Genomic DNA, 26,457 nt, shown 5'->3' with positions numbered 1-26,457 from the left:
AACAGGGACGTTGGAGAGTACATCGTGACTTCCTGTCTGGTAGTTGCATGCCGTTCGATGCGGCCGACACGTCCGGGTCGTTCACGGTACGGTGGCTCGATATCAATACCTCCGAATGGGCCGAAGAGACGAGTGCACGTGCCGAAAGCGACCAGATCGAACTGGAAACACCATCAGATGACCGGTGGGTCGCTGTAATCCGCGCTGCCAAAGAACTCACACACGTGTTGTCGATGGTACTCTCGGTCTGGTCGAACCTTACGACCGGTTTGCGTTCTGTATGGAGCAAGGCTGGAGAGACCGGATGAAACAGGTGAGAGATCACGGAATATTGGGCATATGATTTTTGGGGATCTCCACCAACTTACCTGTATGCCAAGTCAAGTATTCGATCTCACAGGATTCCAGCGTGACCTCCTTACAGTTATTGCCGGCCTTGAGACTCCATCGGGCCAAGATGTGAAAGAGGAACTGCAAAAGCAGTTCGACGATATCAACCACGGTCGACTGTACCCAAACCTCGATGCAGTCGTCGAAGAGGGCTACGTAGAGAAAGGAGACATTGATCGGCGGACAAATTACTATGAGATTTCTGAACAAGGTCAGCAAGTCCTCGCGAACCGGCGCCAGTGGGAGAATTCCCTCGTCCCCGAGCTAGAATCCAACTAGTTATGTAAGTAGCGGCTCTGCAGATTTAGATATCTGTTAAACTGTCGGCACAGCACACTATGGTGTCCTGGTAATACCAAGACAGCACGCCTCAGAGATTCTTTAACGCACTGATGTATCGCACTTCCCACTCCTATTGAGCACTAATTTCACGGCGACCTCGTTGAGTCGGCGTGTAGAGGCCCGTCCAGCGGTTTCTCTCTCCTTCTTAATCAACCCTTTCTCAACAACCGTGGGACCTGTTTGTCCGAGAGAGCGCGAACCGAACGCTCGTCGGCCGAAAAGTCGACCGTCTCGATACCGCCCTCTGGACGCGGGCGAACCACAGTTCGCTGGACGCCCGTCTCGTAGTCGAGGGTCTCACCGGTTCGTGCGTCGACCCGAACCGAGCCGGCGGCGGCCCCACCCGAGATGAACGCCTCCCTGAGGCCGAGTCCGGCCTTGATTGCGGTGATACGACGATTGCCGTTCGTCGGGTCGGCGGTGAACATGGTGCCGGAGACCTCCGGGATGACCATCCGTTGGACGACGACCGAGAGCGCGACGTCCTCGTGCGGAATCCCGTTCTTCGCGGTGTGTCTCTCGCGCCAGTTCATTCAGTGATAGGGTTGTTTGGCTGCCAGCCAGGAGCGTAAGCGTGACGCGACGATATTCGTGAGTAAGGGCGTCAAACACGTCATCTGTCGTCTCGACATCAATCTCAAGTAACTGTTTGAATTAGGGGTCCTCAAGCGCTGGATGATTCGTGCATTCGACAGTCTTGTTACTGTCGTTCTACGCACCTATCCTTCACTCTGCTGGCCAGTGAGCTCATCGATTTGGAGTTCCCAGCCGACGATATCCTGCATCGGTATGGCTTCCGAGAAGAGGCTCGGATACCATGCGTTATCTTCGATAGCGTCTTCAAGTTCGTCCCAGTCCTCATCGGGGATCTGACGAATCGACCCTGCCGCGATGACGCTTGTCCAGACGTGCTTAGAGGTCACATCGTAGACAGTGAGACTCGCGCGCCCGGTCTGCTCGGCGAACTGCTCCTTCTTACTCTGCTCGCCGATACGTAGGAATACGAAGTACAGACTGTCCTCCCCATCGTAGCCGAACGAGACCGGTACGCCGTAGGCTTCCTGGCCGTCAGTAAGCGAAAGGACGCCCACTCCCTGCTCACGAAGGAACGTGTCGACATCCTCACGGTCCATTTCGATGCCTTCAATCTCCGCGAATTTCTCAGGTGCCATCTTTCTTCACCATCTGTGAGTTCACCGGCCAGGGTGATAACGCCCATGCCCACCATTCGGGGTCCGCTATTTGCACAGTCATCCAGGTATCTGCTCTCATGAAACCGATTCGAGAGGAGCGATCTGCTCGGACTCAACCTCGCATCTAACACGAGCACGGAGTACTGCCAGACGGTCGACGCGGGCGAGACGTGGCGCGCGTTCGTCCCACTGCTGGGGAACGACGCTGGAAATGCCGATTCCGTCAAGATCGAGGCTGAGTTCTCACAGGACGCCCCGAGTGTTCCCGACGGCGTCACCGTCGAGGAGAGTAGCCTCTCTGGTGGCGATACGGATGAGGTAATCTCGACGGGCGTCGCGAAGAACGGCACCGACAGCGAACTCCGGTATCTCGAAAGCATCTCGAAACTCTACGCCGGCGACGTCCTCATCGGGACGTCGTACACGAACCTCACCGGCCTCCCGGCTGGGGAGACGTGGGAGTTCGAAAACACGCTGTTGCGGCGGCACGAACCCGAAATCACAAAGCAGGAAATCGTGCTGAGTACCTGAGCGACGGGATTAGTCGTCCTGCTCTCTCCTACAATGGTGATGGCGGCCGACTAGGCGGCGTCGGTGGTCTCGACCCAGTACTCTGAGTTCGTACACTGGAAGATCTGTTTCTTGCATTCGCCGCGCTCCCCATATTGGTGACACCCCTGGGAGGTTCCCTTCGGTACGACGTACATCACCAGATGCCACCCTCGTGAACCCAGACGATAAGCGCTGTCTTGTGTATGGGAGTAACCACAAGTCAACTTGGGCAACGTCAGCATCCCCTCTGTACAGAAGTGCTGCTCATCGCCATCTTCCACTCTTGACCTCCTAGCGCGCCAGTTCGAGGTTGTTCGAGGAGACGGCGTTCTCGTCGACTCAGCCCTTTATTTGTACAGCTGTGAGAAGAGTCAACCCTGGCAGAACACCTGACCCACGTCCTGAGTCGTCAGATTCAGGCTAACTCTCTAAGTTTCTGTAACTTATAGATACGTTTATTTTTCCAATAATTGAAGAGGAGTTGTGATTTGTAAGAGACCACATCAAGGATGGAGTCGACTGCTAGTCAAAACGGTGTTATATCGCGTGTTCACGCTCGCTCTCACTGTGGGCCTCGTCTGGTACGTATTGGGGGATCCGATGACGGCTCTCAACATTGGGGTCGCCATGACGATCGCAAAAACGGCCCTGTACCTCGTTTACGAACGGATTTGGGACCACATCACCTGGAACATGAGCAGCTGAGATTACGGCCGCTAACTAATGGACAGAAAGGGGCCTCAGCACTCGCTAACTTTGTCTATTCGATAGAAGAATCTATGTAGGTGAAGGTTGCTACTGTACCTACTGGTACGACCGAAATTCGCTGAAGACAATCTCCCTGTTTAGCACGCGACTTTTGACAACCATCAGTGAAATCAATCGCCTCTTTGCTACCTGGTTCACCTCTACTGAGCAGTCAGTCACCGACAAGTACAGGATGCGGAAGAGTGGTTTTCTCCGTCCGACCTCGGAGAGGTTTTCGTTAGGTTACTCGGTCATCTCGGCAGTGGCGTCCAGGTTCGGCAAGCGAAACCCACCTCGTAACAGGGCCAGCATGAAAGGTCCCTCGCCCAGGGCGAACAGTCGCATTCCGGGGGCGCTCACCAAGTATGAGGGACGACCGTCGTTCGACGCGGCCGCCGTCGGCGACGAGACGCCCGCGGGGATGTCGGGTACGGTCACGTCAGCGAGTGTGAGGCTGCCAGGGACGTGAATCCCGAGTTGCTCGTCTACGTCGGCGATGAGAATAGCAGGCCACGCGCTCGCGGCGGATGATAGCGACGCGCCGGGTGTGCTTATACAGTTTCGCCGAGGTTGTGCGTCGCATCGGGGCAGTCGCGCGTGCCGGTGCGGGCGTCCACGGTGTACGAGGACCCGGACTGCGAGGCGATGCAGTACAGATCATCGGCGTCCTCGACGTTGGGACCGTTTGAAAGGACCGTCATGTACTCGGTCACCGCCTGAACGTCGCGTACGTCGGGGTTAGGATTGAGAGCAATGCTTTCTCGGTTTAGCGGGTCTATCGTTGACTGGCCTTTCAGAATCTATTTTGAGAAGGCCGGTCCCGGCACCTGGACTACGCCCGGGGCGATTCAACGCTCCTGAGAGGACCGTCTTTCTACGTTATTTCCTACGTAAGAAATAACCACACACCTATTTCGTATGCATCTACTGGTTCATTTCCATGGGTTATCTCCCACATAGGAAAAATGACTAACTTACCAACGCTTGACGTGGCGAGTATGACTAACTCTGCCGGAGGGCGCAAGCCGCGCGTCACTCCCGAGGATGTACTCGACGTGTTCGACGCCCGCGAGGATCGCGCCGAACCGCTTACGTCCAACGAAGTGGCCGAAGAACTGCCCTGCACGCGGCGGACGGCGCTTAACAGACTCCACGAACTTAACGAGAGCGGCGACGTGGCGAGCAAAAAGGTCGGGGGGCGCTCGGTCGTCTGGTGGGTTCCTCTTCCGGTAGACACCCTTGACGCCAGGGCCTCGGCCGACGCATCTACTGATACCCCGCCGGATGGCGAGCGCAATGGGACAGAGACTTCGGAGGACACCTCCGACGGAGAGAATGTCCGCAAATGACCTATCACTCCATTCTCCTCGATTTAGAGATGGAGGAGGCACGGAAGCTCATTAGTGATCGAGTGAGTGGGCTTTCTGCTCGGACAGAAAAAGGACGCATCGAATACCGAAGTCAAAGCGGGTACCGTCTTGCTGTCCTCAAAGAAACAACTCTCCCGAACGGTGACGCGGGCACACAGTTAGAATACCGCACTACAATACTCTCGCCGACGGCTGCGTTTGCACGCCAGAAGGCACGTAAAATCCGTGATGCAGTGTCTTCTCACCGGTATTGAAGGACAGACATCATTGGCCCAGTTCGTAAACTGACTCCGAGACGGAAACAACGCTCTCTAAACTGAGGCTCCATGGCTCTCGAACGGCGTAGAGGAGTTATCCGAACGCACGACGTTTAACATACTCTGCCCTACTTAAGCCAGTATGACGATTTACGAGGCCGAAGTGCCGGGAGTCGGTCACAAGTTCGAACTCGAACTCGATAAAGACGAACGAGTGAGCGTGCTTATCCACCACGACGGAAAGCGGGAGATCTACCACCGGCCGAGCAAGAACGCGGACAGCGAAAAGTTGCTCAGCTTCACTGGGAAGCAAGCGAGGCAGCTGGGCTCGATTCTCGAAGGTGCGTACTTTCAGCCAGTGGAGATGGACGAGGTGCAAGTACCGCTGGGCGAGGCGATTATCGAATGGGTCGACGTCGACCCGTCGTCGCAGTTGGTCGGGCAGTCCCTGCGAGAAGCGAACATCCGCGAACAAGCGGGTGTATCAATCATCGCGATTCAGCGAGGTGAAGAGACGATAGCGAATCCGGCACCAGACACGACTATCGAGGGCGACGATATTCTCGTCGCGATCGGTACGCGAGAAGAGCAGCGAGTCTTCTCTGACCTGATTAACTCGGACGCAAGCGGCTCTTCTCAGGCCTAAGAATGGCGGAGCTGCTCGTCGAAATCGGGATCGCATTGACTGGTATCGCTCTGGCGGGCACGCTGGCGAACCGAGTCGGTCTCTCGGTCATCCCCGCGTACATCGTCGTCGGTATCCTCATCGGTCCGAACGAACCGTCCTCTATCGCCGGAATATCTCTTACACTCGTCGAGGAGGGCGAGTTCATCGACGTCGTCGCCGAACTCGGTATCGTGTTCTTGCTGTTCTTCTTGGGTCTCGAGTTTAGCATCTCACAGCTGTTGAACGACCGGACGCGCATCGCCAAAGTCGGCGGGATAGACTTCGTCGTCAACTTCGGACTCGGTGCCGGATTAGGCGTCCTGTTCGGCTACTCGCTATTAGAGACGCTCTTCATCGCAGGAATCGTCTACATTTCCTCGAGCGCCGTCATCACGAAGTCCATCATCGACAACGGCTGGGTGATGAACCCCGAGAGCAGTCCAATACTGGGGACGCTCGTATTCGAGGACATCCTGATCGCGATCTATTTGGCGCTCCTGTCAGCGGTTGCGTTGGGTGAGGGGACACCACTCGACGCCGCGATGGCGGTCGGTACCGCATTCGCGTTCCTCGGGGTGCTCACGCTGGTGGCGTGGTATGGTTCGGAGTACGTCGAACGGGCGTTTGACGCCGAATCGGACGAGTTATTCATGCTCCGTGTTCTCGCGATTACGACGCTCATCGCGGGAGTTGCGCTCGCGACGGGACTCAGTGAAGCGGTCGCCGCATTCTTCGTCGGGACTGCGTTCAGCAGCACCGATCACACCGAACGCATCGAACACATCGTCGCACCGATTCGAGACTTCTTCGCCGCCGTCTTCTTCTTCTCCATCGGTCTGACGACGGACATCACGCTGTTGACTGGCGTCGCGTGGCTACTCGTCGCCGCAATCGTCGTAACCACCGTCGGGAAGTTGGTGAGTGGTACCCTCTCAGGGCGCGTCTACCAGTTGGACCGGAGGCGATCGATCCGCGTCGGGTTCGGAATGGTTCCGCGCGGTGAGTTCTCGCTCGTCATCGCCACCCTCGCGGCGAGCGTCGGAACCGGAGCACTTGGATCGGTGATTCCTGCGTTCACAGTCGGGTACGTTCTGCTGATGAGCATTCTCGGAACCGTTCTTATTCAGAACTCGGACACCATCATGCAGAGTCTCCCGACTAATACGCGAGAGGTACCGTCTGACTGACCGCCGAACACATTGAAGATAATCACCGCCCTATCCTTCGAATACTCCGTACCCACCTTCGAACATTACTGTCTCACCGGTACCACATGACTAATCCCGATTCACCCGCCAATCCGTCCGACGAAGAAGGCCCGTCACGCGAGGACGTTTACGAGGAGATGGACCTACTTGAACCGTACACGACGGGCGAGTTATCGCGACGTCTCGGCGCACCGAGGCGTCTCGTCCGGTCGGTGCTGAACAAACTCGCTGGGAGCGGCGACGTTCGGAAGAAAAAGCCGAACTCCGGCGGGGTAGTCTGGGTCCGAGAGCCTCCGGCCTACGAGTGCTCGAACTGCGGGTCCGAGTTCCGGATTAAACTGAGTCACCCCGTTTTTTCGTCCGTTCGCCTCTGTCCGACGTGCGGAACACGACTCGAATAGTATCTACTTTTCGTTAACTCTACAGACTACAGGGCGTCTCATTCACGAGAGGGTTCGTTTATTCCGTCACATCAGCACTAAGCTAACTTCGAAGTAGGGTGTGCATATTATTCGATGGTCTCGAGTGCATGATAATAATTTCACACTGTCACCATAACTGCTTATGGAACGAGAAGATGTCTCTCTTCTATGACCGATTCGGGTAGCGACGAATTCGACCCAACAGCACCAGACCAACGGGAGATCGGTCGCGAAATGGTCGACGATAGTACGGGACTCGGTTCGGTGATGGCCCACGCCTATCGCGGAGAGATAGACCGAGTGGGGACGTGGCGGCAGCGTCTCGACCAAACGACGACATGGGCGGTAACGCTGATGGCAGCAATCTTGACGTGGGCGTTTTCGAGTACCGATAACCCACACTATATCTTGCTGATCGGGATCGTTGTCGTCACCATCTTTCTAGGCATCGAAGCACGACGGTACCGGGACTACGACGTCTTTCGCTCTCGTGCTCGAGTCATCCAAGAGAACCTGTTCGCAAACGCCCTCGACCCGTCTCAAGGCACTGAACGTCGCGACTGGCGAGCGGAACTGAGCAGGGACTATCGCAGGCCGACGCTGAAAGTCTCGTTATTTGAAGCACTCGCAAACCGGCTCCGGCGTGTGTACCTTGCTCTGCTCAGTGTCCTATTGGTCGCGTGGGTCTTCAGGATTACAGCGTTTGCACCGCGCCAAGACTGGCTGACAACCGCTGGAATCGCTCGTATCCCCGGGATTGCTGTAGTTACCGTTGTGGGTGTGTTCTATATCGCACTGCTGGGCGTCACCTTCTGGCCCCGCGAGCGCCATGCCAAGGGTGAATTCCGTGAAGGGGACCCAGACGACTGGAAAGAGACAGACCGATAAATCCGTTCTCTGTATCCAGTAAGCCTACTAATTGGTCTCTAGCCCGGAATATGGATAGAGGGGGTGATGGTATTCGGATATCCGTAATCCGCGTAGACGGGTCAGTGGAGATGAAATGTCAGCAGTCCATCTCGGATACTTTTCTGAACTCAACGAAATGGCGTTTACCGTGTTTCTCTCGATGGTCCTGTGCAATCTCTATTGCCTCATTTGATGAATTCACCATTTTGCCAAAATTACAGTTGATGCAAGACAGGGCATACATCATCGGATTCTTCGAGTGTAGTGGATTTAGTGCCGTAGCCAATGCAGTTTGGTGCGCTTAGCTTAGCGTGTAGACTGACATCTGAGTACCCAGATATCCGTCTAGAGGTGTTCTTGAGTTCCTATATACGTATAGTCGGTTCTTACAGTGTCATCCTCTTACATCAGGATAGCATGGATGCAGTCGGAGGGTGCTCAGGGAGTAGGCTCGAATTCGTCGTTCCCACAGACACATTCCCCGTCTGTTCCCACCGGTCGAAACCCCCCGCCATCTGCTTCTTGTACAGGATATATGTTCCCACATTCTATGCATTTCGCGAATGTAGATGGTTCACCTCCTGATTCGTGCTTCTCAGCCATTGCTAGTTCAGTATGCTATTCAGAATATTAACCAACCCTATTTACCACACGGCTTGCCGACACTACTGTATGCACATTTCCAGCGTCAAGAGTGGATCCGATGACTGTAGAAATTTGGGATAACGGACGTCTACAGAATTCACCGGATCCATTGACATATAGGACAAGACATTGATGAATTTTAGAGATATTTGGAGATGTTCGTTTCTCTCGCGAAGAACTATCTCAGTGTGAAATTTTTGACACTTTTTCTTTACCTTAGAACGCTGTACGCAGCGATAGAGTAAGGGAAATTTTGTGACTGACGTGACCGCTCTATTCAGTACAGGCTACCCAAGCGATCGCCAATCGAGGGTTTCGATAGAGCCGTCTAAACCGCATCCGCTATTCTGAGGTGCCACTAAAGAATGCCTACGACCGCCAGTACGACGGCGTCAACAGCACCAAGACGGGGATTATCTCGATTCGACCGATCCACATGAGGAATATCATGAGGAGCTTCGTCGTCCGAGGGAACGGTTCGTAACTTTCGAGGGGTCCCGCGATCCCGAACGCGGGGCCGACGTTGAAGAAAGTGGCCGCCGCCGCACTCATCGCCTCGAACTCGGAGACGGTCCGTTCGATCCGTGAAGCGTCTACGACGATGAAGATGGTCGCGAGCATGAAGAACACGAGACTTACGAGTGTATACGCGTAGATGTCTCGAACCGTCTCCTCGTCAACGACGGTTCCGCTCAGGCGAACCGGCCGAATTGCGCTCGGGGTGGTGGCGACGAACAGGTCGCGGCGGAACGCCTTCAACACGACCAACCAGCGCAGCGTCTTGATAGAACACGTCGTACTCCCGGCCATACCGCCGATAAACATACAGACGAAGAGCAGGTGCTTGGCCCCCGACGACCAGAAGTTGAAGTCGGTACTCGCGTAGCCGGTGGTCGTGACGATGGAGACGACCTGAAACAGCGAGTGGCGGACGACGGCTTCGAGGCTATCGTACGGGGCCGAATCGACGAGTAACACGCTCGCAATGCCGACGGTGAATAACCCGAGGATGCCGACGTAGAAGCGGAATTCCTCGCTGTCACGGAGCCTGTCGAAGTTTCCCTGGAGGGCAAAGTAGAGTAGGATGAAGCTCGTCGCGCCGGTCGCCATAAAGGGGATAATCGCCCACTGCACGGCGGGCGAGAAAGCGGCGACGCTTGCAGGACGCGGCGAGAAACCGCTCGTCGAAACGGTTGTGAAGGCGTGAGCCACGGCGTCGTATAGCGTCATCTCGGGTGCGAGACCGATGAGGTGTAAGCCGTAGAGGACAGCTACTTGGAGCGCGGTCAGTCCGATGTATATCTTCCACAGGAGGGCGGCGGTCTCCGAGATTCGAGGAGTGAGCTTGTTGACGTCTCGCGTCTGGGTTTCGGTCTCCATGAGCTGCGCCCCACCCACGGAGAGTTGCGAGAGGACGGCCGTCGCGAGCACGAGAATCCCGAGTCCGCCGAGCCATTGGATGACCGACCGCCACATGTGAATCGCCCGCGAGTGCAGTTCGAAGTTTACGATGATGGTCGCACCCGTCGTCGTGATACCGCTCATGCTCTCGAAGAGTGCGTTGATGGGACGGGCGAGGACACCCTCTCCGGCCAAGACGAACGGTACTGCGCCGACGAGGGCGATACTCAGCCACGTGAGCGAGACCATCAGGAACGCCTCTCGGGCCTGCAGGTCGCTTTCCTCCGTCAACTGTTCGAGTCCCAGTCCGACGACCGCCGTCCCGATCATCGGTACGAGAAACGGCACCGTCGCCGTCCCGTCGTAGAGCGCGATTGCGAGCGGAAGGAGCATCGGTATCCACAACCACTTGAGAATGGTTCCGATCAGCCGGAGACTCACCCGCCAATCGACGCGGAGCCTCATATAACGGCCATAACGTCGGAGAGTACGTCCGTAGCGACGAAGAGGACGACGTGATCGCCAGGTTCGATGACGGTGTCGCCGCGGGGGACGACGAAGTCACGTTCGCGGGTTATCGCGCCGATCACGACTTCCGCGGGTAACTCGGTGATGCTCTCCCTGATCGACCGACCTGCGAGGATGCTCTCCTCGTTGACCTCGAACTCAAGAACTTCCGCCTGCCGTCCTTCGATGAGCGAGAGATTTTCGATCTGTCCCTCCTGCGTGAAGCGGACAATCTCCTCCGCAGTCGCCTCTCTCGGATTGATAGCGACGTCTACTCCGACGGTCTCGAACAGGCCGGAGTACTCGCCAATTTCGACGACTGCCACGGTCCGTCGGGCACCGACGTTCTTTGCGAGTAACGAAATGAGGAGATTTTTCTCGTCGCTATCCGTCGCGGCGACGACGGCGTCCGCTTGGTCGATGTGTTCTCCGATCAGGAAGTCAGCGTCCGTCGCGTCGTTCTGCATTACGACCGTATCCGGGAGCTCTTCGGCTAGTTCGCGAGCGCGTTCAGGGTCCTGTTCGATGAGTCTCGGACTAAATCCTCGTTGTTCGAGCAGTTTGGCGGTGTGATAACCGATGTCGCTACCGCCGATGATGACGATATCCCGTACCTCCTCACGAGCTTTAGCCGGTGCAACGCTCCTCGAGAACGCCTGAACGCTCTCCGGTCGGCCGATGACGATTACTCTGTTGTCCGCTTCGATGACCGTCTGCCCGCGGGGGAATATCACCTCTCCGTTTCGGACTAATGCGGCGAAAGTTAGCTCCTCAAATTTATCCGTCTCTTCGACGGTCTGTCCTACAATATCGCTCTCCGCTGCGATTTCGAACTCTGCCATCTGCACGAGTCCGCCGGCGAAGGGATCGACGTTGACCGCCGCTGGAAGACCGATAACCCGAGCGATATCCTCCGCAGTCAGAAGATTCGTCGAGACCATGAAGTCGACGCCGAACGCCCCCTCTGACTGATTCCACGTCTCGAGGAAATTCGCGTTTCTGACCCGGGCGATGGTGAAGGCGTCGCTTACTGTCTTCGCCGTCGAACAGGTGACGAGGTTCGTCTCGTCGTCGTCTGTACTGGCGATGAGCATATCCGTACGGTCGATTCCAGCCTCCTGTAACGTCGAGAGCGAGGCACCGTTTCCGTGAACCGCGAGGATGTCGAGAGAGTACGTGAGGTCGTCTACTTTCTCGGAGTCGACATCGATGACGACGACTTCGTGGCTATCTGTGAGACTTGCGGCGATGTTCGACCCGACTTCCCCGGCACCGACGACGATCACTCGCATCGGTTCGCCCCCAACGTGTTCATTAGGTGCGACTACGAGCGAAGCCTACTAAAATCCGTTCGCGCCGTTCAGAGTGGCGTAATATGGCTTCGGAATTAAAGGTACCTCAGAAAACGCGGAGAAGAATCTCGACTGCGATGGGGAGGGTGACTCGGAGTACTGCAGCGCTAAAGCCGAGGCTGACAAACCCCAAGAGTACGGAGAACTGTGACTCGTCGTCTTCGAAGCCGACGAGGAAGTGATGTAAAAGGAGCGAAGAAGTAACCACGCCAGTGCTGAGGGCGACCAGGGTAATTCCGATGACGAAGAAGGGGTCTCGCTCCAGCGAGAATAACGGATACGACGGATCGATCCATCCGACGGTCGATCCAAGAAAACCGACGACGGCGTAGATAGCGAACCACCCGCTAACGACGAGGAGGCTACGTAGTCCAACGCGAGTAGAGACTTCGAGACACCTCTGGAGTACAGTTGCTATCTTAGCCGTTTTCGACCGAGGAGGTTCCATTATTGGAAAGTCGACGTTCAACGTGGCTGTTCCGACCGATCTAGTTGTCCATCTCTGCCGAATACTGTTAGTAGTATGGATTATGTCCATAACGTCGCCTGAAACAGGCGATACACGGAGGATGCTCAGTTAGCTTTGAAGTCTGCAACAGCCTGTCGGATTCGGTGCGCTTGGGCACGAGCATGGGCGTGTGAGGGACCAATGAGAGTCACCCGATAGCGAAGTTTGGATCCGGTCTCGCCAGACGGAAGTTGTGTATCCGTGAGAACAGCAAGCAGATACCCGGTATTCGTCCGATACTCGATTCTCTTACCAGTCGTTTTCGTTCGAATACCCGACACCCGCTTAGTGATACGCTTCCGCTCCTCCCCTTTATCGATGGTCAGGAGTATCTCTTTGTATCTCATACGACTGTATAGCCCTTCTCAGCCAAGATGTTCTGAATCTCGTCTTCGTGGGCGCTGTCGATTTGGCCTCGTGGTTGGAGTTGCATCTCATCAGTTTCTGTCGGACTGAATTGGTAGGTGATAGCGGTAAACTCTCCATCTTCTGTGTATCCGTGAACCTCAACCAGGACCTCGTTAGAATAGGAGAATACCGAGCAGTTCGTAATCTCTGTTAGCGAGTCCTCCATGTTCGAAAATAGTCGGCGACGAGTTAAAGATCAGCGTCAGTAGGGACGTAACTCTACTGAGTCATCTACTATCGATTTCATTCTGTTGTTAAATCCGAGATGGAAGTTACCGTCGCCAGTAGGCCGGGGTGAAGACGACGAGGACGGATATTATCTCGAGCCGACCGATCCACATCAGGAACACCATGTAGAGTTTAGCGAGGTTAGAGAAGGGGAGGAAACTGTTCATCGGTCCGACGATACCGAACCCCGGACCGATATTCCCCAACGTCGCTATCGCGACGCTCATCGCTTCCAGCGCGGAGATTCCGAGGCCGGTTCGGACCGCGTCCAGGTAGATCACTATCGTCGAGAATACGAAGAGCGAGACGAAGAGGAGGACGAAGATGAATATGTCCCTGACCGTCTCCTCGTCTATCACGCTGTCAGACATTCGGAGGGGGCGAACCGCGGTTGGGTGGACGGTCGTGAACAGTTGCCGACCCATCGCGCGGTAGACGATGTACCAGCGGACGATCTTTATCGACCCGGCGGCCGACCCCGCGGACCCACCGAGGAACATGGCGAACAGGAGGACGAGCTGCGTCGGCTGTGACCACGTGTTGAAGTCCATACTGGCGTACCCGGTAGTCGTGACGATGGCGATGGTCTGAAAGAGCCCTTGACGCAGGGAGTTCTCGACGTCTCCGACGAGGGGGCCGATATTCGACGGAACGGTTGCCAGTCCGACTCCACTACCGAGGAGGACCGAGATGAGCAGTCCGACGACCCCGATGGCGAGGAGATACGATCGGAACTCCGGATTATCCGTGAGTCGCTTCGGCTCACCCTGGAGAACGTACCAGAACAACGCAAAGTTGGTCCCCGCGACGATCATGAACGGCATCACGGCCCACTGAACAATCGGTGTGAAGGCTTCCACGCTCCGAGCTTTGGGTGAGAAGCCACCGGTCGGTAAGGTCGTCAAGGCATGCGCGATGGCGTTGTAGAGGTCCATATTTGGAGCGAGGCCGGCGAGGTGGAGGCCGTAGTAGACGAGTGCCGCTGCGATGGTAAACCCGAGATAGATCTTCCAGAGGGTACGGGCGGTCTCTTGAATACGCGGTGTCAGCTTCTCGAGCGAAAATCCCGGTGCCTCCTCGCTGATGATCTGCGCTCCGCCGACGGACAGTTCGGAGAGAATCGCCACCATGAGCACGAGGATACCCATCCCGCCGATCCACTGGGTGAGCTGTCGCCACATCATGATCGAACGGGAGTGCTGTTCGACGGATATCTCTCCGAGGACGGTCGCACCTGTGGTCGTGAACCCGCTCATACTCTCAAACAGGGCATTTACCGGGTGTGCGACGGTTCCCTGCCCCGCGACGAGATAGGGTATCGTCCCGAAGAGGGGGACCACTAACCACGTCACGCTCACCATGAGAAGCGCTTCACGGTTTCCAAGGTCACGGTCAGTACGAAGCCGTTCGAGCCCCACACCAGTGACGGCCATCGCGGCCGCAGCCACCAGAAACGGGAGGAGATCCTCTCCATAATAGAGAGCGACGAGAGCCGGGAATAGGGGCCCGAGAGCTAACACCTTCAGGATCGTTCCGAGGAAACTGAAACTGGAGCGCCAATCTACGTAGATGTCCAAGTCGAACGTCGACGCGCTCATTTGACCCCCCATCTCGCGAGATTGTGGCAGTCACCACAGAGAGATCCTGCACCGTACTCCAGACTGATTTGGTTAGAGAACCGTAACGGCCGCTCGGCCGTCACGTAGCCGAAGGTCCAAGATTCCCGAGCCACTACCATCGTGTACGAATACCTAACATTATGACCGTAATCATCGTTGGGGCCGACGATGTCGGACGACGCCTCGTCGAACTTGCAGTCGAAGACGGTATCGACCTCGTCGTCATCGAAGAAGACCCCGAACGAGCCGAGACCGTCCGTGCAGAGTACGACTGTACCGTCATCAACGACGACCCGGCGTCGTTACAGACTCTCGAGGAGGCCGGAGGAGAAGGAGCGGACGCCCTCGTTGCGAGTACGAGTAACGACGCGGTCAACATCACGACCTGTTTGTTCGGACAGCAACTCGGCATCGATACGACCGCTTCCATCATAAACAACGCCGAACACGGCCGCCTCTTCGAGCAGTTCGGGATAGAGACGGTCGGAAACCCCTATCGGCTGGTCGCGGAGCAGTTCTATTCGTCCGTCGTGCATCCCTCTATCGTCGATCGGCGGATCTTCCGAGGAAACACGGAGATTCTCGAGATCCGAGTCAGCGAGAATTCTTCAATTGCGAATCGGACTATTTCGGAAGCTGTATCGTCTCGAATCTTAGGTGACGACGTGACAGTTATCTCCGTTCATCAAGAGCGTCTTGAGTCTCGTTCGACCGTCCCGAACGGTGATACACGAATCAAGGCCGGAGACCACGTCACCCTCATTACTCCGTCCGGGACGTGGAGCCGAGTGGCGGAAGCGTTCGAGTGAGACCGAGTTCACCTCACCGCCGTCCGAACAACCGCTCGCGGAGCGATCGGTCGGTCGGCCGTTCGGCCAAGAGCACTGTACGGTCGACGCCTTCGGCGGCCTCGACTACTTCGGACCCCTGCAGTAACCGCGAGAGGAGTCCACGACCGGTCGCTCCGATAATCACCATAGTACAGTCCTTCGCGGCGTCCGCGATCGCTGTACTCACGTCACCACCTTCGACGCGGAGGTTCGCCTCGCCGAGGTTACGTTCGGAGGCCCAATTCTCGAGGAACTCCTGACCCGCTTCTCGGTCGTCGTCGACGTTGAGTAGGGTGATCCGAGAGCCGTACTCGCTTTGGAGCAGCGTGGCAATCTCCGCGGAGAGATCTGAAGAGGGACCGCCCGCGGTGGGAACGAGGAGGTGATCCGGATCGAAGCCACGGTTCCTGAGAGCGACGACGTCGCAGGGGAGACTCGTTCCGAGGTCGTCCATGGCGCTCTCGATTCGACCTGGTGAACCGTGAGACTCCGGCCCCCAACCCATGACGACCAGGTCGGCGTCGTGTGAACGCGCCGCGTCGAAAATCTCCTCGAACGATCGATGTGAGAAGATGGTCGACTTCTCGATTGGGGTTCCGAACGACTCGGTGTCACGTTCCGCGGCATCGAGGAGTGCTTGGGACTCTTTTTTCTCCTCGTCGAACTGCTCTGCCGCGAACTCAAGTGTGGTCTGATCTGGAACGGTGACAATATGTAGTGCTTCAACGATTCCGCCTCGCTGTTTGGCGATTGCGCTTGCGAGGGTGATGAGGTCGGACTCGTGTTCTGGATTCGCCAGCGGAACCATCACTCGATACTCGCCGCCATCGGGTTTCACGCTCGTTGCGGCCGAGACGACTGCGTCGGGCATCGTCTCGCTCCGTTCAAGGATGAACTCGGGGAGGACCCCTTGGACGGTCGTGCGCGACTTCGCGTACGCGAGGTACCAGAGGATGGCACCGCCGACCAACAACGCGCTGAGTAGGATCACGGTCGGCGAGATGAACGCGATGAGCGCGAACGAGAGAACGACCCCGAGAATCGGGATTGCGGGGTAGAGCGGGACGCGGTACGATGGCTCGTAATCTACGACGTTGGCCTCTCGCATCACTATCAGGGCGATGTTGAGCAGTCCGTAGATGATCAGGTGGAGGACGCTCCCCAGGGTCGCGAGCAACTCGACGCTACCGGCGGCGATGAACAAGAGGATGAGTCCGCCGGTGATCGCGATGGCGCGGTAGGGAGTGCCGAAGCGGTTGTGTATTGCGTTGATCTCGGGAGTGACGATGCGGTCGCGACCCATCGCGAAGTTGATTCGAGACGATGCGAGGATCGACGCGTTGGCGCTGGAGGCTGTTGCGAGGAGGCCGCCTAGGAGAAGCGCCACCGCACCGACGGGACCGAGTAGGAGCCGACCGACTTCGACCACTGCGATGTTTCCGGCGAGTTGTTGTTCGGCGATGAATCCTTGTTCGACCGCGGCCGTCATCGTAAGCAGTACGAGCGCGTAGATACTCGTCACGAGGACAACGCTCCCAATAATCGCCCGCGGAAGGCTCCTGTCGGGATCTTGGATCTCCTCTGCGACGCTCGTAATCTGGACGAACCCGAGGTAAGAAACGAAGATAACTCCCGTCGTCGTGACCAAGGGAGTGAACCCCTTCCCCGCAGGGAGGTTGCTCAAGTCGGCCCTGAGCGCCCCCACGACCGTGAACACCGCGAGAATGATTACGAGTATACCGACGATGACGTTCTGGAGTCGGCCCGTCTCCTTCGCGCCGACGTAGTTGACGAAGACGAAGAACGCCGCGCCGAGAAGCGCGATCATCTTCACCGGAGAGACCGTGACGAACCCCAGCGATAGCGATCCGGAGATGCCGACGATAGCTTGGACGTATTGCCCGAATCCGACCATGTAGAAGGAACTCGCGAAGGCCAGTCCGAGCCAGTTCGCCCACCCCGTTATTGAGCCGAACAGCGGTCCGAGAGCCTGATTCACGTAGTAGTACGCACCGCCGGACTTCGGCATCGCCGTTCCGAGTTCGCTCGCGGAGAAGGCAGTCAGTAATGCGATCGCGCCGCCTAAGACGAACGAGAGGACGGCGTGCCAGCCGGCGCTCTCAATGGCCGTTCCCGGAAGGACGAAGATTCCCGCCCCGATCATCGTGCCGACGCCGATGGTCAGGGCCGCGAGCGGCCCGAGGTCTTTCGCTAGTTCCTCGTCGCCTGCGCTCATGTTTCGGCGTCCCTCCGGGGGAGTGCAATGACGGGGTACTCCGCTTGCGTTACGAGTTGGAGTGAGAGGTCACCCGAGAGGAACTGCATGAGACGGCCACCACCGCGAGACCGATATGCGATGGCGCTCGCTCCGACTTCGTCGGCGGCATCAAAGATCGCCTCAACGATATCCCTCGAATAGGCCGTTTGGTCCGCAGCGTCAGGAAACACTTCGCGGACCGCCGCGAAGGCTTCCTCCGCTACTTCTTCGGACTGTTCGACCGGCGTCTTATCGGGGACTCCTCCACCCTTTTCTACTACGTGTAATGCCGTCACACGCTCGGGGTCGTACGGTGCCAGTACACGAGCGGTGTCGCGAGCGTCCTCCTCGTTTGCGACCGGAAGAAGAACGTGTGCGAGGAGGTTATGGTGATTCTCCTTGTCAGTAGAATCCATATCGGATAAATTCGATCCTGGTTAGTTATACCCTTGTAGAATGGATAGAAAAGGTAAATCCTCATAGAGCCAATAGCATTTCTGGCCATTTTGGCTTATCCGAGGTTAATCAAGAACCGTCCACTCGATATGCTAAGTAGCGCGTGCTTACTGCTCGAAATCCGTGCTATCAACTGACTGGTGACTGCTGTCTTTCTAGGAGTGATACAACTAATTCGTCCTCTCGGACGTCAACGAAACCAATCCCTAGTCGTGGTTGGCGCTATGTCATGAATGGAGCGATTGACGCGATATGCTGGGTCACCCTAGCTACCCGGAGGATAAACGCTATCAAGAGCGCAAGAGGGGTGAGGCCAACCACAACCGTCAGAAGAGTGAAGCCGAATATCACCGGCATAGGGGCAGCCGCCGTGGGATAGGAAGCAATCTGAATGAGTAACGCGACCGGGAGAGGAACAGCCAGTATACCGACATACAAGAGGGATCGAGAGAGCTTCGCGAGTTCTTCCTTCATGAATATCGTTGTAAAGTACTGTCGAGCAATGTCGAGATTCTTCAAATCGGCGCTCAACGCATCAAGTGTGGAGAGCAGCTGTTCATAATCACCTCCTTCGTAAGCCGACTCGAGCTGATGACACTCATGAATGTAGGTCGCGTATTTAATGCCGAAGAGGGGAACGATCACCGAAGAGAGCTTCTCCGATGTTGTGTCGAGTCGCTCGCTCACTTTGGCACATTCCTCTGGTAGTTCGTCGATAAGGTGGGTACTAGGTTCGGTGGTGGAATCAGAGAGGAGTTCTGTGAGCGAACCGGCGCGCTCTTGGGTCTGCTGAAGGAGTTGTTGCAGGAAGTCGCCTGGATCGGTCGGGGGTGCCGGCTGGGTGAGGGCTGCCTGCCGGTAGTCGGCTGTTCGGCCAACCTCGTCTCGGAGCGACCCCGGAGACTCTAGTTCTTGGGAGAGGATCACTTGACTGAGCGCGACCACAAGGGTGATGAGCGTGATATTCCCTCCGACCAATGCGCTCGCGATATACAACAGCGGCGTGAAACTGCGGATGGCGAACCGTGAGAAGAGAGGGATAAGCACCACCAGAGTCATGGCGAAGAGTACGCCAGTGGCGACGCTAAATCGATGTCCGGAGAGGAGCAGCCATCGGCTGAATCGGTTGTCCATTCGTTGATTGGTTCTTCGTCGGTTAGCAGGAAAAGTAGGGTGCTTCTCCCACCTTCTCTCTGAATTAGGATTTGATTCTCGAATTACGAACGATCTTTGTCTTCCCTGTTCTGAGCGATTGGTTCTGTCACACTAAATGCCGAGGCGGTGACCAAGACGCGAGGATACTGCTGGCGAGTTCCCTGACGGCGTCGTCACGGTGCTCTTCGACGAGAGCGCGGAGTTCTCTGTTCGTTGCTTCGGGGGGTCTGGCAGACGTGCTACCTCCGTGAGGACGGCCATAGGTGGTGCTCGACGGCGTCGTCAAACAACCGCCCGTGGCACGCTCCTATTTCGGGGTAGGTGGGGAGAACCCCCGCTGGCGGGCGGTTAGTTCTGCGCCGAACAGCCGGCGCGGTGCGCGAGGCGGTCGAGGTCGGCAGGGATGCACTTGGCGCCGGCCCTCCTCACGCTTCGTCTTGTGCGCGCTTCGAAAGCGTCCCTTCCCCGCGGTCCCCGTCGCCGACGTGGACGATGCCCTCGGCACGTCTCCGGCGGCCTCACCCTCGCCACCCTCACCGCGTCGGACACCACGCCGTCTCGTCGCCGACGGTGGGCGCGTCGAACCCCGCGAACCCTTCGCGCCTGGTGAGCGTCTCCCCGCCGACGTAAACGCCGAGACGACCGACTAACTAAACGCGAAACTGGGCCGCGGCGGTAGAACCCTTTCTGTCGAGGTGTAACCCTCTTCCTCACATAATCAGCCACTATCCTTTTGCAATAAAGCCGTCTAAATCCTGTATGGCCTCGTCTACTGAACTTATCGAAAATATAGTCTCAGAAATAAATACACCCTCGCCTGACGTTCCACCTCTCTATGAAACAATTGACCCTGGAGTACTCGCGGAGTTCGTTAACTCGGTGGAGGATGAATCCACTACTATCATGTTTTGCTACTGCGGGCACGAAGTAACTGTCCGAGGGGATGGGGAGGTCATGGTTGCGCGGAGGACTCCTCCTTAACTGAAGAATTAGTTTCGTCGTCCCTATGGCTTCTCGCTGGCCGCAGTGCATCGGCCCGAGTGCCTGCCGCGCGCCGTGTCGAAGGGCGCGTTCACCGTCGGGCGTCCAGACGCCACCCTCGTAGGCCTACAGCGCGCCGTTGTCGCGGCGGACTCGGACGTGTACGTCTTCGACGACGCGTGTCACCCCTAACACGCACACGGCCTTCTCGCGGTCGGAGAGGCCGCCAATGTCGTTGTCCTCGATCAATCACGCGAACTGGCGGAGGGTATTGGGAGTTTGCTGACATTATTTTCGGTGTTTCTTACCGTTTTTGCTCGGCTGGACTGTGGGCGACTCGACGACCTCTCCCCAGTCGCGCGATTTTGTTTCTGAAGCCACTCGTGCTTATCCAGGGTTAAGCTGGAAACCGAATCACTCGATATGCTAAGTAGCGCGTGCATACTGACGTTGGAATTCTGTCACCCAGTTACTCACAGTAAACAGCTTGTGTGAATATGTTGATTGGTTAACCGCTCTCACCACCAAGTGGTACTATGTCTCGTGAGCAAGAAAAAATGACCGAGGAGAGTCCAAACACCGGGGGAGAACCGACTGCATTTGCCAAATGCACAGAATGTGGGACGGTCTATCCGGCACAAGAGATGACAAACGAGAATTATCGTCCAATAGGGACTAACGGCTCATGCAACTGTGGTAACGAGGAGTTCAACCTCGCTATCTGAAGAATGCCCTCATGTCCTCTCCAACTCGGTTCATTCGCCATCGTTTGAAACTGATGCTAAATCTGTGCCCTGTCTGTAGCGGTTGTTCAGGATGGGTTCTGAAGAAAGAAACTGCACCACCAACTACTGGAAAAGAGAATTCGCGTCGAGAACAACTACTCGGCGTGTTTATGGATGTGAATATGAATCTCCACCAGCGTTCCATCGACCTCAACGGTCGCCGAGGGTTCACTCCCGCCGTCGGCGACGGCTACGGCTGGGACCTTCCGCCCGTGGATTCACGAGCGCCGTCTGACCGGTCTGGCCGGGTGTATTCGAGAGTGGTGGTCGCTCGTTGATAGTGGACTGTGGTCCTCATCGCCAAATAGTCTCTTCCGGGTGGCATGAGTAAGTTTTGTTGGGAGGATGGAAACCACCTGACTCCTTCAAACCTCCCTCTTCAGGAGCATCGGACAGCGTTGAGGTGTTGTCCGACATTCTCTGCCGAGATGTTCCATTTTGGCTTAGAGCGACGCGCCGGGGAGTTTCCCGTCATCGGCGGGGGAACTGAAATGAGAAGTCGATGTTGTCGGCCCCGCGCCGTAGGATGGGCTTCTTGCTTTGGCCGCTCTCCTCGAACTCAACGACGCCCAGCGCTTCGAGTTCCAGGAGATTCCGGTGCACATCGCGGTAGTCGCGGTCGACGGCGGCGGCCGCCTGCCGGATGTTCTCGGCTGTTCGGCAACGATCGCTTCGATGAGTTCGAGATTCGATGTCCGCATGAGGCGGTCGACGTCGTCGAACTTTTCGAAGTTGAGGATGAATCGCGCATCCTGTTCGACCGCCGCGCCGCTCTCGCCGGCTTGCGCGGCGGAGTCGCTCGCAGACGGCGCAGTGCGCCTCGCGTTGCTTGAACGTGATTTTGAGTGTGTTGTCGGTCACGACACACCTCGAACCTCCTCGTTATTCGATGTGCGGAAGTCGTACTCGACGTGGAGATCGTCGTACCACACGGTGAGGCGTTTCGAGCGACCGTCATCCTTGAACTTGATGACCCCGAGTTCTGTGAGGTCGGTGAGTGCGTTCGAGATGTTCTTGATGTCTCGGTCGACGAGACGGGCAAGTTCACGCTGACTCCCCGGCTCTTCGCGAGCGATGGTGCGGATGAGTTCGAGGATCTTCTCGGTTAACACACGCGCCAGTGCCGCCTCATTGGGGAGCGAGACGCTGTACTGGTCTTCGCCCATCTCGCCGGCGTCAGCGTCGCAGCCGCCGCTGAGCGCACGGTCGAAGAACTCTTCGTCTGATTCAACGCGGATGGTGAGTGTCGTGTTGGTCATGGGTAGTGGATGATGGCACCGGAGTAGTTACAGGTTGATACCGATTTCGTCGGCGAAGCGGCGGAGGAGCGCTTCCACGCCGGGAAAGTCAATTTATTCCACCTTATCGCCCTCATGGCGCTCATGCGGACCGTGGTGGTTGTCGTATCGGAGGATAGGGTCGTCGCCCCCTTCTCTCCGTAGTGAAACCCGTACTTTACACCTTCTGGGTACGTCTCTGATTCGGGGACCGAGAGGATGCGAATCGCGACGACCTTGCTGTCTATTTTACGGCGGTCTTCGAACGCAACTTCGACGTCGTCCTCGGGTGCCATCTCTCAACTGTTGGTACGGATGCCATCATACATTGTTGGTGAGAAGGCCAACGCTGTAGTGCCACGAGATGGCTACCCACCTGAATCGTCCGACAGCGGCTTTTCAAGGGAGTCATCGGTAGCCACTACGCACGCGGAGAGGGGAGTCAGACTGACGCGCGGCGGCTTGGTCCGCCGTCGAAAACAATCCCCATGCGTGAAAGGCTGAGGGTGGGGACTCAGACATGGAGTGATATTATATTTCAACGATATGTACAGAGTGAGGAGTGCACAGAACTACCCCATAGAGAGCCGGTGTTCCTGCCGATAGCGACATTTCCAATGTGAGAGAAGCGAGATGTACAGGGGGTAGGCAAACTATCGTGCGAGCGGGGGAGTGAGCGTGCATATGCACGCCTGAGGGGAATTTTCGCCGTTCACCCTACACACCTACTACACAAGTATTCGCGTATGAATGCATCCACTTGTTATTGACTCGGCGGTGTCGCGTCACATTAGTGAGATTCCGAACTCAGTGAAGCAGACCCACAAAGATATTCAGGTCGTTCGAGCGGCAATCAGTCTTCTTAAATAGACTTTTCGGGAGGAGTGAACGTGCCGATTGATATCGTGTACAGCGACACCGTCGCTACCCGCAGCAGGGAGGCGACTAACACTGCGAGCGGTAAGAGGATTACCCCGGTCGCGACCGCCACCACGATTGGCAAGTACGCTGGGTCGATCGCGGTCGACACATCCGAGGCAGCAGTGTAGGTGTGTGAGAGGAAGTACGTCACGAGCACTGCCGGAACGCCGGTGTATATTAACCGCCGCGAGAGGATAGCGAGTTCTTGCTGAAGGGTGAGTGTCTTGAAGAACTGCCGCATCGTCGCGACGGCCTTCAGTAGCACCAAAACGTCGTCGAGAGCCTCGTCGGCCTCGTCGGAAAGTCCCTCGCCGTATTTGCTCCGGAATTCCCGCGTCGTGTTGAGGTGGTCGGCGTAGTCTGTTCCGAGCGTGACAACCAACACCTTAGACGCATCATTGAGGTCCTCAGCCGTCCTGAGGTGATCGGCGTAGTCGGTGACTGCCGACTCGTACGACTTGACGTCATCCCCTGAATTGAGGCTAACAGCTGCACTCTCGACTTCCTTCCGGAAGTCCCCAACGCGGTGTTCCAAGGTATCGGCGAGGAGGCCGATGAACGCGGTGGGTTCGTTCGGACTCACGTCCACGTCTGCGATCTCCTCGACGGTGCGCCGGTAGTCGAGGGTTCCTTCGAGCATGTCCGAGAGGCTCCCTGCCGAGCCGAAGAGCCGCGAGAGGATGAGCTGGTTAATCGATAGGACGACCGTGAGAAGCGTCAGCACCCCCGACAAGAGACCGCTCGATAGTGCCGTCGAAAGGTTACTCCCGGGGCCGACGTAGACGAGGCCGAACTCGATCAATAGCGCCTCCAATGTGATGAACAGAAGCGAGAGAGTGACAGCCACCCCGAAGCGGTTCCCCGTGAGGAAGAGCCAGCGAGTGATTGGATTGCTGACGTCGGTGGCCCACGACCCACTCATCCCTGGATCACCATCACACTCACGCTACTTCTCGAAGTGGGTTAAGCGTCGCGCTGGTATTAAATACTGATTATACATATATACGAGTATACACCGTGGACTTCTCATTCGGTTCTTAGGTGATTCTCGGAACACCAAGTGCTACATTCATATTCCTACTCAGTGGTAGGGTCAGTGTTACTGGGACGGATAAACGAGCCTCAGTGATGAACACACCCTCTGTATTCAGCACGCAACTTTTGACAGCCAAGTGGTCACTCACCGACAAGTGCACTATGTTTGGTTGGGTAAATTGGATGAGATGATAACAATTCTTGGCCCACAAAATTATGATAACAAAATACTTAACAGTGGAAGAGATTCCCAAATCAGAACATGGCAGTTACACAAAACGGTACTCTGTCTGGGCAGTCACTCAATGACTACTTCGCGGTCTTGAGCACCGAACACCGACAGGCCGTCGTCAGTGTCCTCGCAGCAAGAGACCGCTCAGTTACCCTCTCGTCTCTTGCACGGTGGGTCGCCGCAGAGAGACAGAGCGTCGAGCGAGAGACGATAGCCGAGCAAGAGATCAAACGTACGAAAGTGAAACTCCACCACAGCTCCCTGCCGATGTTAGACGATGCGGGCGTTCTTGAGTATTGTTTTGAGGACCAGCGCGTGGTTCCGACTGAGGCCTTGAAAACGGTAGAGAGATTCCGAGAGACGGTTTCGCCGAAGTGAGGTACTTACGTGGATACGGGAGTATACCTATACCCTCAGCTGGTGCGGTTACTCATATATCTGAAATCGACTGTTAACGCCGTGCAGGATTACGCGGATACATACTTATACGAATACCTCGCAACTCGGATCGCACGTCACTACACGGGTATTTTGGTTTCAGAGAGAGTCTGGGAACTCCTTCGAGTACGGCTTCGTTTAACGTACTAGAAGACAGCCTTCTACGACACCGTCTCAGAGCTAAGAACAGAGAACCCACATATCGATCAATCCGCCAAATTACCCGAGCTTACCAAGAGCACTCTCTGAGATGGAGAGGGTATGTTTAGTACTACAATTTCCAGTATTCTACCCGTTTTTCGTCGATCCATCCGTTTACGTAGTGATGATCACTCACCGAGTTATACTCGAACGACTTCCGTAACGAAACCCCCGTTCGCGAATTTGGTCGCGCAGCGATCGCACAACTCGAGCGTCTCTGTCGAGCCAGTCGTGTATATCACTTGTATAACACGTGTTCTATTGATTTCGCATTCTTGACATTCGATCATGCTTACGCCCTCCAAAGCGACGAGCGGGAGTTCATTCCACTCTCTTTCGAGTCTTCTAGTCGTGAGAAGCGATGTCAGAATTGCTATTGGCTATACAACGTCGTTTTACCCCTGCTATCGATGCGAACGCTCCGTCTCCGAGAGCGTATTTCCGAGGATGTGATTGATCCCGCGCCGGAGGCGAGACGCCACAGCTTGCTGGGAAATACCGAGTTCGTCACCGATCTCTTCCATCGTCACCTCGCGCGGGGATTCGAAATACCCACGCTCGTAAGCGAGCTCTAGTGCTTCTTGTTGTGTATCAGTAAGTTCTGCCTCGGTTTCGGTCTCGAGCGGCGTCAGTGCATGCAGTTCCGTCAGCTTGACTGGGATGCCCAATTCTCGACAGCGAGAGTAAAAGCTCGCAATATCGCTTCGAGTATCCCCACGAATGTCGAACGTCCACTGCCGGTTCGTACCGGCAGCTTTGATGAGCGGGATGTCGATCTCGGTCAGCACGCTCAGTACGTCAGCGTATTCGAGTGACCACTCGACCCGCAGTAGATACTCGTCCTCGACGGAATCGACGAGCTGGATTCGATTCACGCCTGGATGGTCGGCAAACGCTCCCTCAATGTCGTCAGCTTCCGTTCCTCGAACCCAGAAATAGGGGATCACTACGTCCTGTGACGGGATCAATCGCTCCAGTTCAACCGTCACGTCCGGTAGTTGTGCGAACACGGTGCCGAGAGGGAACTGATTGGATGGGACGGTAAAAGTAGCCTCAGTAGCCATTACTCGAACGATGTCACGGTGGCTGTAAAAACCCCACATGAACTGTGTATGCGAACCACGTGGGAATCGCTGGAAGAGACGATAGTCTCTCGTCTCTAAA

At 56.3% G+C, this 26,457-nt stretch carries 26 protein-coding genes and 1 pseudogene; 11 read left to right on the top strand and 16 right to left on the bottom strand.

The features are described 5' to 3' along the window. The first annotated feature begins 47 nt into the window (after nucleotides 1-47). Both ACZ522_RS20185 and ACZ522_RS20180 read left to right on the top strand, forming a co-directional pair. The gene (locus tag ACZ522_RS20185) at nucleotides 48-308 is read left to right on the top strand and encodes a hypothetical protein (RefSeq protein WP_379692293.1); all 261 of its coding nucleotides are present in this window, start codon (nucleotides 48-50) and stop codon (nucleotides 306-308) included. 64 nt (nucleotides 309-372) lie between these two features. Continuing rightward, nucleotides 373-669, top strand: coding sequence for a PadR family transcriptional regulator (locus tag ACZ522_RS20180; protein WP_379692291.1), 297 nt, complete (start codon nucleotides 373-375; stop codon nucleotides 667-669). A 212-nt stretch (nucleotides 670-881) separates the two neighbouring features. Here ACZ522_RS20180 and ACZ522_RS20175 read toward each other — a convergent pair whose 3' ends face one another. Continuing rightward, nucleotides 882-1,265 (bottom strand): PEP/pyruvate-binding domain-containing protein, encoded by a 384-nt coding sequence (locus tag ACZ522_RS20175; protein ID WP_379692290.1) that lies wholly within the window; start codon nucleotides 1,263-1,265, stop codon nucleotides 882-884. A gap of 186 nt (nucleotides 1,266-1,451) precedes the next feature. After that, nucleotides 1,452-1,904, bottom strand: a complete 453-nt coding sequence (locus ACZ522_RS20170; protein WP_379692289.1) for a pyridoxamine 5'-phosphate oxidase family protein — start codon at nucleotides 1,902-1,904, stop codon at nucleotides 1,452-1,454. Between the two features lie 123 nt (nucleotides 1,905-2,027). Here ACZ522_RS20170 and ACZ522_RS20165 point away from each other — a divergent pair, with 123 nt between their 5' ends. Both ACZ522_RS20165 and ACZ522_RS20160 read left to right on the top strand, forming a co-directional pair. Next, a complete protein-coding gene (locus tag ACZ522_RS20165; RefSeq protein ID WP_379692326.1) occupies nucleotides 2,028-2,456 on the top strand; it encodes an FxLYD domain-containing protein in 429 nt (142 codons plus the stop codon). A gap of 504 nt (nucleotides 2,457-2,960) precedes the next feature. Further along, nucleotides 2,961-3,182, top strand: coding sequence for a DUF2061 domain-containing protein (locus ACZ522_RS20160; RefSeq protein WP_379692287.1), 222 nt, complete (start codon nucleotides 2,961-2,963; stop codon nucleotides 3,180-3,182). A 593-nt stretch (nucleotides 3,183-3,775) separates the two neighbouring features. Here ACZ522_RS20160 and ACZ522_RS20155 read toward each other — a convergent pair. Then, on the bottom strand, nucleotides 3,776-3,925 hold the full coding sequence (locus tag ACZ522_RS20155; RefSeq protein WP_379692285.1) for a hypothetical protein: 150 nt from the start codon (nucleotides 3,923-3,925) through the stop codon (nucleotides 3,776-3,778). 297 nt (nucleotides 3,926-4,222) lie between these two features. Here ACZ522_RS20155 and ACZ522_RS20150 point away from each other — a divergent pair, with 297 nt between their 5' ends. The 4 genes from ACZ522_RS20150 (at nucleotide 4,223) to ACZ522_RS20135 (ending at nucleotide 8,036) form a co-directional block, all read left to right on the top strand. After that, nucleotides 4,223-4,573, top strand: a complete 351-nt coding sequence (locus ACZ522_RS20150) for a transcriptional regulator (RefSeq protein WP_379692283.1) — start codon at nucleotides 4,223-4,225, stop codon at nucleotides 4,571-4,573. A 420-nt stretch (nucleotides 4,574-4,993) separates the two neighbouring features. Further along, nucleotides 4,994-5,497 (top strand): cation:proton antiporter regulatory subunit, encoded by a 504-nt coding sequence (locus ACZ522_RS20145; protein WP_379692281.1) that lies wholly within the window; start codon nucleotides 4,994-4,996, stop codon nucleotides 5,495-5,497. A gap of 2 nt (nucleotides 5,498-5,499) precedes the next feature. Beyond that, nucleotides 5,500-6,705, top strand: coding sequence for a cation:proton antiporter (locus ACZ522_RS20140; RefSeq protein ID WP_379692279.1), 1,206 nt, complete (start codon nucleotides 5,500-5,502; stop codon nucleotides 6,703-6,705). A 611-nt stretch (nucleotides 6,706-7,316) separates the two neighbouring features. After that, the gene (locus ACZ522_RS20135; protein WP_379692278.1) at nucleotides 7,317-8,036 is read left to right on the top strand and encodes a DUF2270 domain-containing protein; all 720 of its coding nucleotides are present in this window, start codon (nucleotides 7,317-7,319) and stop codon (nucleotides 8,034-8,036) included. A gap of 1,035 nt (nucleotides 8,037-9,071) precedes the next feature. On the opposite strand, the gene ACZ522_RS20130 is transcribed toward ACZ522_RS20135, so the two are convergent. From ACZ522_RS20130 to ACZ522_RS20110, 5 genes are all read right to left on the bottom strand, one after another. After that, nucleotides 9,072-10,568 (bottom strand): TrkH family potassium uptake protein, encoded by a 1,497-nt coding sequence (locus ACZ522_RS20130; RefSeq protein WP_379692276.1) that lies wholly within the window; start codon nucleotides 10,566-10,568, stop codon nucleotides 9,072-9,074. Further along, the gene (gene trkA, locus ACZ522_RS20125) at nucleotides 10,565-11,902 is read right to left on the bottom strand and encodes a Trk system potassium transporter TrkA (protein ID WP_379692274.1); all 1,338 of its coding nucleotides are present in this window, start codon (nucleotides 11,900-11,902) and stop codon (nucleotides 10,565-10,567) included. The genes ACZ522_RS20130 and trkA overlap by 4 nt, the downstream gene beginning before the upstream one ends. Before the next feature lie 106 nt (nucleotides 11,903-12,008). Then, nucleotides 12,009-12,410: a hypothetical protein gene (locus tag ACZ522_RS20120; protein ID WP_379692272.1), complete on the bottom strand. Its 402-nt coding sequence runs from the start codon at nucleotides 12,408-12,410 to the stop codon at nucleotides 12,009-12,011. A 403-nt stretch (nucleotides 12,411-12,813) separates the two neighbouring features. Then, complete coding sequence (locus ACZ522_RS20115) at nucleotides 12,814-13,044, bottom strand: hypothetical protein (RefSeq protein ID WP_379692271.1); 231 nt, start codon at nucleotides 13,042-13,044, stop codon at nucleotides 12,814-12,816. A gap of 106 nt (nucleotides 13,045-13,150) precedes the next feature. Then, complete coding sequence (locus ACZ522_RS20110; protein ID WP_379692269.1) at nucleotides 13,151-14,704, bottom strand: TrkH family potassium uptake protein; 1,554 nt, start codon at nucleotides 14,702-14,704, stop codon at nucleotides 13,151-13,153. 161 nt (nucleotides 14,705-14,865) lie between these two features. On the opposite strand from ACZ522_RS20110, the gene ACZ522_RS20105 reads away from it, so the two are divergent. Beyond that, nucleotides 14,866-15,534: a potassium channel family protein gene (locus ACZ522_RS20105; RefSeq protein ID WP_379692268.1), complete on the top strand. Its 669-nt coding sequence runs from the start codon at nucleotides 14,866-14,868 to the stop codon at nucleotides 15,532-15,534. Between the two features lie 13 nt (nucleotides 15,535-15,547). Here the strand turns inward: ACZ522_RS20105 and ACZ522_RS20100 are convergent, their stop codons facing one another. From ACZ522_RS20100 to ACZ522_RS20090, 3 genes are all read right to left on the bottom strand, one after another. Further along, entirely contained in the window at nucleotides 15,548-17,791 is a 2,244-nt protein-coding gene (locus ACZ522_RS20100; protein WP_379692266.1) for an amino acid permease, read from the bottom strand. Next, entirely contained in the window at nucleotides 17,788-18,228 is a 441-nt protein-coding gene (locus tag ACZ522_RS20095) for a universal stress protein (RefSeq protein ID WP_379692264.1), read from the bottom strand. The genes ACZ522_RS20100 and ACZ522_RS20095 overlap by 4 nt, the downstream gene beginning before the upstream one ends. A gap of 262 nt (nucleotides 18,229-18,490) precedes the next feature. Beyond that, complete coding sequence (locus ACZ522_RS20090) at nucleotides 18,491-19,402, bottom strand: DUF7972 family membrane protein (RefSeq protein ID WP_464391837.1); 912 nt, start codon at nucleotides 19,400-19,402, stop codon at nucleotides 18,491-18,493. 780 nt (nucleotides 19,403-20,182) lie between these two features. Between ACZ522_RS20090 and ACZ522_RS20085 the strand changes: the two genes are divergently transcribed. Continuing rightward, nucleotides 20,183-20,404, top strand: a complete 222-nt coding sequence (locus ACZ522_RS20085; RefSeq protein ID WP_379692261.1) for a HalOD1 output domain-containing protein — start codon at nucleotides 20,183-20,185, stop codon at nucleotides 20,402-20,404. Between the two features lie 1,256 nt (nucleotides 20,405-21,660). On the opposite strand, the pseudogene ACZ522_RS20080 reads toward ACZ522_RS20085, so the two are convergent. The 4 genes and pseudogenes from ACZ522_RS20080 to ACZ522_RS20065 all read right to left on the bottom strand — a co-directional run bounded on the left by ACZ522_RS20080 (nucleotide 21,661) and on the right by ACZ522_RS20065 (nucleotide 24,309). Continuing rightward, nucleotides 21,661-22,050, bottom strand: a pseudogene (locus ACZ522_RS20080) (HVO_A0114 family putative DNA-binding protein). Then, complete coding sequence (locus tag ACZ522_RS20075) at nucleotides 22,047-22,448, bottom strand: HVO_A0114 family putative DNA-binding protein (protein WP_379692259.1); 402 nt, start codon at nucleotides 22,446-22,448, stop codon at nucleotides 22,047-22,049. Before ACZ522_RS20075 ends, ACZ522_RS20080 begins: the two are co-directional and overlap by 4 nt. Then, on the bottom strand, nucleotides 22,445-22,762 hold the full coding sequence (locus ACZ522_RS20070) for a hypothetical protein (protein ID WP_379692257.1): 318 nt from the start codon (nucleotides 22,760-22,762) through the stop codon (nucleotides 22,445-22,447). Before ACZ522_RS20070 ends, ACZ522_RS20075 begins: the two co-directional genes overlap by 4 nt. 566 nt (nucleotides 22,763-23,328) lie before the next feature. Beyond that, entirely contained in the window at nucleotides 23,329-24,309 is a 981-nt protein-coding gene (locus ACZ522_RS20065) for a DUF7972 family membrane protein (RefSeq protein ID WP_379692255.1), read from the bottom strand. Nucleotides 24,310-24,684: 375 nt separating this feature from the next. On the opposite strand from ACZ522_RS20065, the gene ACZ522_RS20060 reads away from it, so the two are divergent. Then, entirely contained in the window at nucleotides 24,685-25,032 is a 348-nt protein-coding gene (locus tag ACZ522_RS20060; RefSeq protein ID WP_379692253.1) for a DUF7344 domain-containing protein, read from the top strand. Between the two features lie 665 nt (nucleotides 25,033-25,697). On the opposite strand, the gene ACZ522_RS20055 is transcribed toward ACZ522_RS20060, so the two are convergent. After that, nucleotides 25,698-26,357: a helix-turn-helix domain-containing protein gene (locus tag ACZ522_RS20055; protein ID WP_379692251.1), complete on the bottom strand. Its 660-nt coding sequence runs from the start codon at nucleotides 26,355-26,357 to the stop codon at nucleotides 25,698-25,700. Between the last annotated feature and the right edge of the window lie 100 nt (nucleotides 26,358-26,457).

This window comes from Halopelagius fulvigenes (assembly GCF_055398025.1).
The sequence above is the reverse complement of the archived record's forward strand: the minus strand, read 5'-3'. Positions and strand labels throughout refer to the sequence as shown.

What these genes read in the sequence shown, in the direction of transcription:
- ACZ522_RS20115 (WP_379692271.1), bottom strand. Translation starts at nt 13,044, where the DNA reads ATGGAGGACTCGCTAACAGAGATTACGAACTGCTCGGTATTCTCCTAT.
- ACZ522_RS20110 (WP_379692269.1), bottom strand. Translation starts at nt 14,704, where the DNA reads ATGAGCGCGTCGACGTTCGACTTGGACATCTACGTAGATTGGCGCTCC.
- ACZ522_RS20070 (WP_379692257.1), bottom strand. Translation starts at nt 22,762, where the DNA reads ATGGCACCCGAGGACGACGTCGAAGTTGCGTTCGAAGACCGCCGTAAA.
- ACZ522_RS20075 (WP_379692259.1), bottom strand. Translation starts at nt 22,448, where the DNA reads ATGACCAACACGACACTCACCATCCGCGTTGAATCAGACGAAGAGTTC.
- ACZ522_RS20065 (WP_379692255.1), bottom strand. Translation starts at nt 24,309, where the DNA reads ATGAGTGGGTCGTGGGCCACCGACGTCAGCAATCCAATCACTCGCTGG.
- ACZ522_RS20150 (WP_379692283.1), top strand. Translation starts at nt 4,223, where the DNA reads ATGACTAACTCTGCCGGAGGGCGCAAGCCGCGCGTCACTCCCGAGGAT.
- ACZ522_RS20155 (WP_379692285.1), bottom strand. Translation starts at nt 3,925, where the DNA reads ATGACGGTCCTTTCAAACGGTCCCAACGTCGAGGACGCCGATGATCTG.
- trkA (WP_379692274.1), bottom strand. Translation starts at nt 11,902, where the DNA reads ATGCGAGTGATCGTCGTCGGTGCCGGGGAAGTCGGGTCGAACATCGCC.
- ACZ522_RS20055 (WP_379692251.1), bottom strand. Translation starts at nt 26,357, where the DNA reads ATGGCTACTGAGGCTACTTTTACCGTCCCATCCAATCAGTTCCCTCTC.
- ACZ522_RS20180 (WP_379692291.1), top strand. Translation starts at nt 373, where the DNA reads ATGCCAAGTCAAGTATTCGATCTCACAGGATTCCAGCGTGACCTCCTT.
- ACZ522_RS20095 (WP_379692264.1), bottom strand. Translation starts at nt 18,228, where the DNA reads ATGGATTCTACTGACAAGGAGAATCACCATAACCTCCTCGCACACGTT.
- ACZ522_RS20175 (WP_379692290.1), bottom strand. Translation starts at nt 1,265, where the DNA reads ATGAACTGGCGCGAGAGACACACCGCGAAGAACGGGATTCCGCACGAG.
- ACZ522_RS20140 (WP_379692279.1), top strand. Translation starts at nt 5,500, where the DNA reads ATGGCGGAGCTGCTCGTCGAAATCGGGATCGCATTGACTGGTATCGCT.
- ACZ522_RS20105 (WP_379692268.1), top strand. Translation starts at nt 14,866, where the DNA reads ATGACCGTAATCATCGTTGGGGCCGACGATGTCGGACGACGCCTCGTC.
- ACZ522_RS20185 (WP_379692293.1), top strand. Translation starts at nt 48, where the DNA reads ATGCCGTTCGATGCGGCCGACACGTCCGGGTCGTTCACGGTACGGTGG.
- ACZ522_RS20145 (WP_379692281.1), top strand. Translation starts at nt 4,994, where the DNA reads ATGACGATTTACGAGGCCGAAGTGCCGGGAGTCGGTCACAAGTTCGAA.
- ACZ522_RS20090 (WP_464391837.1), bottom strand. Translation starts at nt 19,402, where the DNA reads ATGGACAACCGATTCAGCCGATGGCTGCTCCTCTCCGGACATCGATTT.
- ACZ522_RS20130 (WP_379692276.1), bottom strand. Translation starts at nt 10,568, where the DNA reads ATGAGGCTCCGCGTCGATTGGCGGGTGAGTCTCCGGCTGATCGGAACC.
- ACZ522_RS20060 (WP_379692253.1), top strand. Translation starts at nt 24,685, where the DNA reads ATGGCAGTTACACAAAACGGTACTCTGTCTGGGCAGTCACTCAATGAC.
- ACZ522_RS20100 (WP_379692266.1), bottom strand. Translation starts at nt 17,791, where the DNA reads ATGAGCGCAGGCGACGAGGAACTAGCGAAAGACCTCGGGCCGCTCGCG.
- ACZ522_RS20085 (WP_379692261.1), top strand. Translation starts at nt 20,183, where the DNA reads ATGGCCTCGTCTACTGAACTTATCGAAAATATAGTCTCAGAAATAAAT.
- ACZ522_RS20120 (WP_379692272.1), bottom strand. Translation starts at nt 12,410, where the DNA reads ATGGAACCTCCTCGGTCGAAAACGGCTAAGATAGCAACTGTACTCCAG.
- ACZ522_RS20135 (WP_379692278.1), top strand. Translation starts at nt 7,317, where the DNA reads ATGACCGATTCGGGTAGCGACGAATTCGACCCAACAGCACCAGACCAA.
- ACZ522_RS20170 (WP_379692289.1), bottom strand. Translation starts at nt 1,904, where the DNA reads ATGGCACCTGAGAAATTCGCGGAGATTGAAGGCATCGAAATGGACCGT.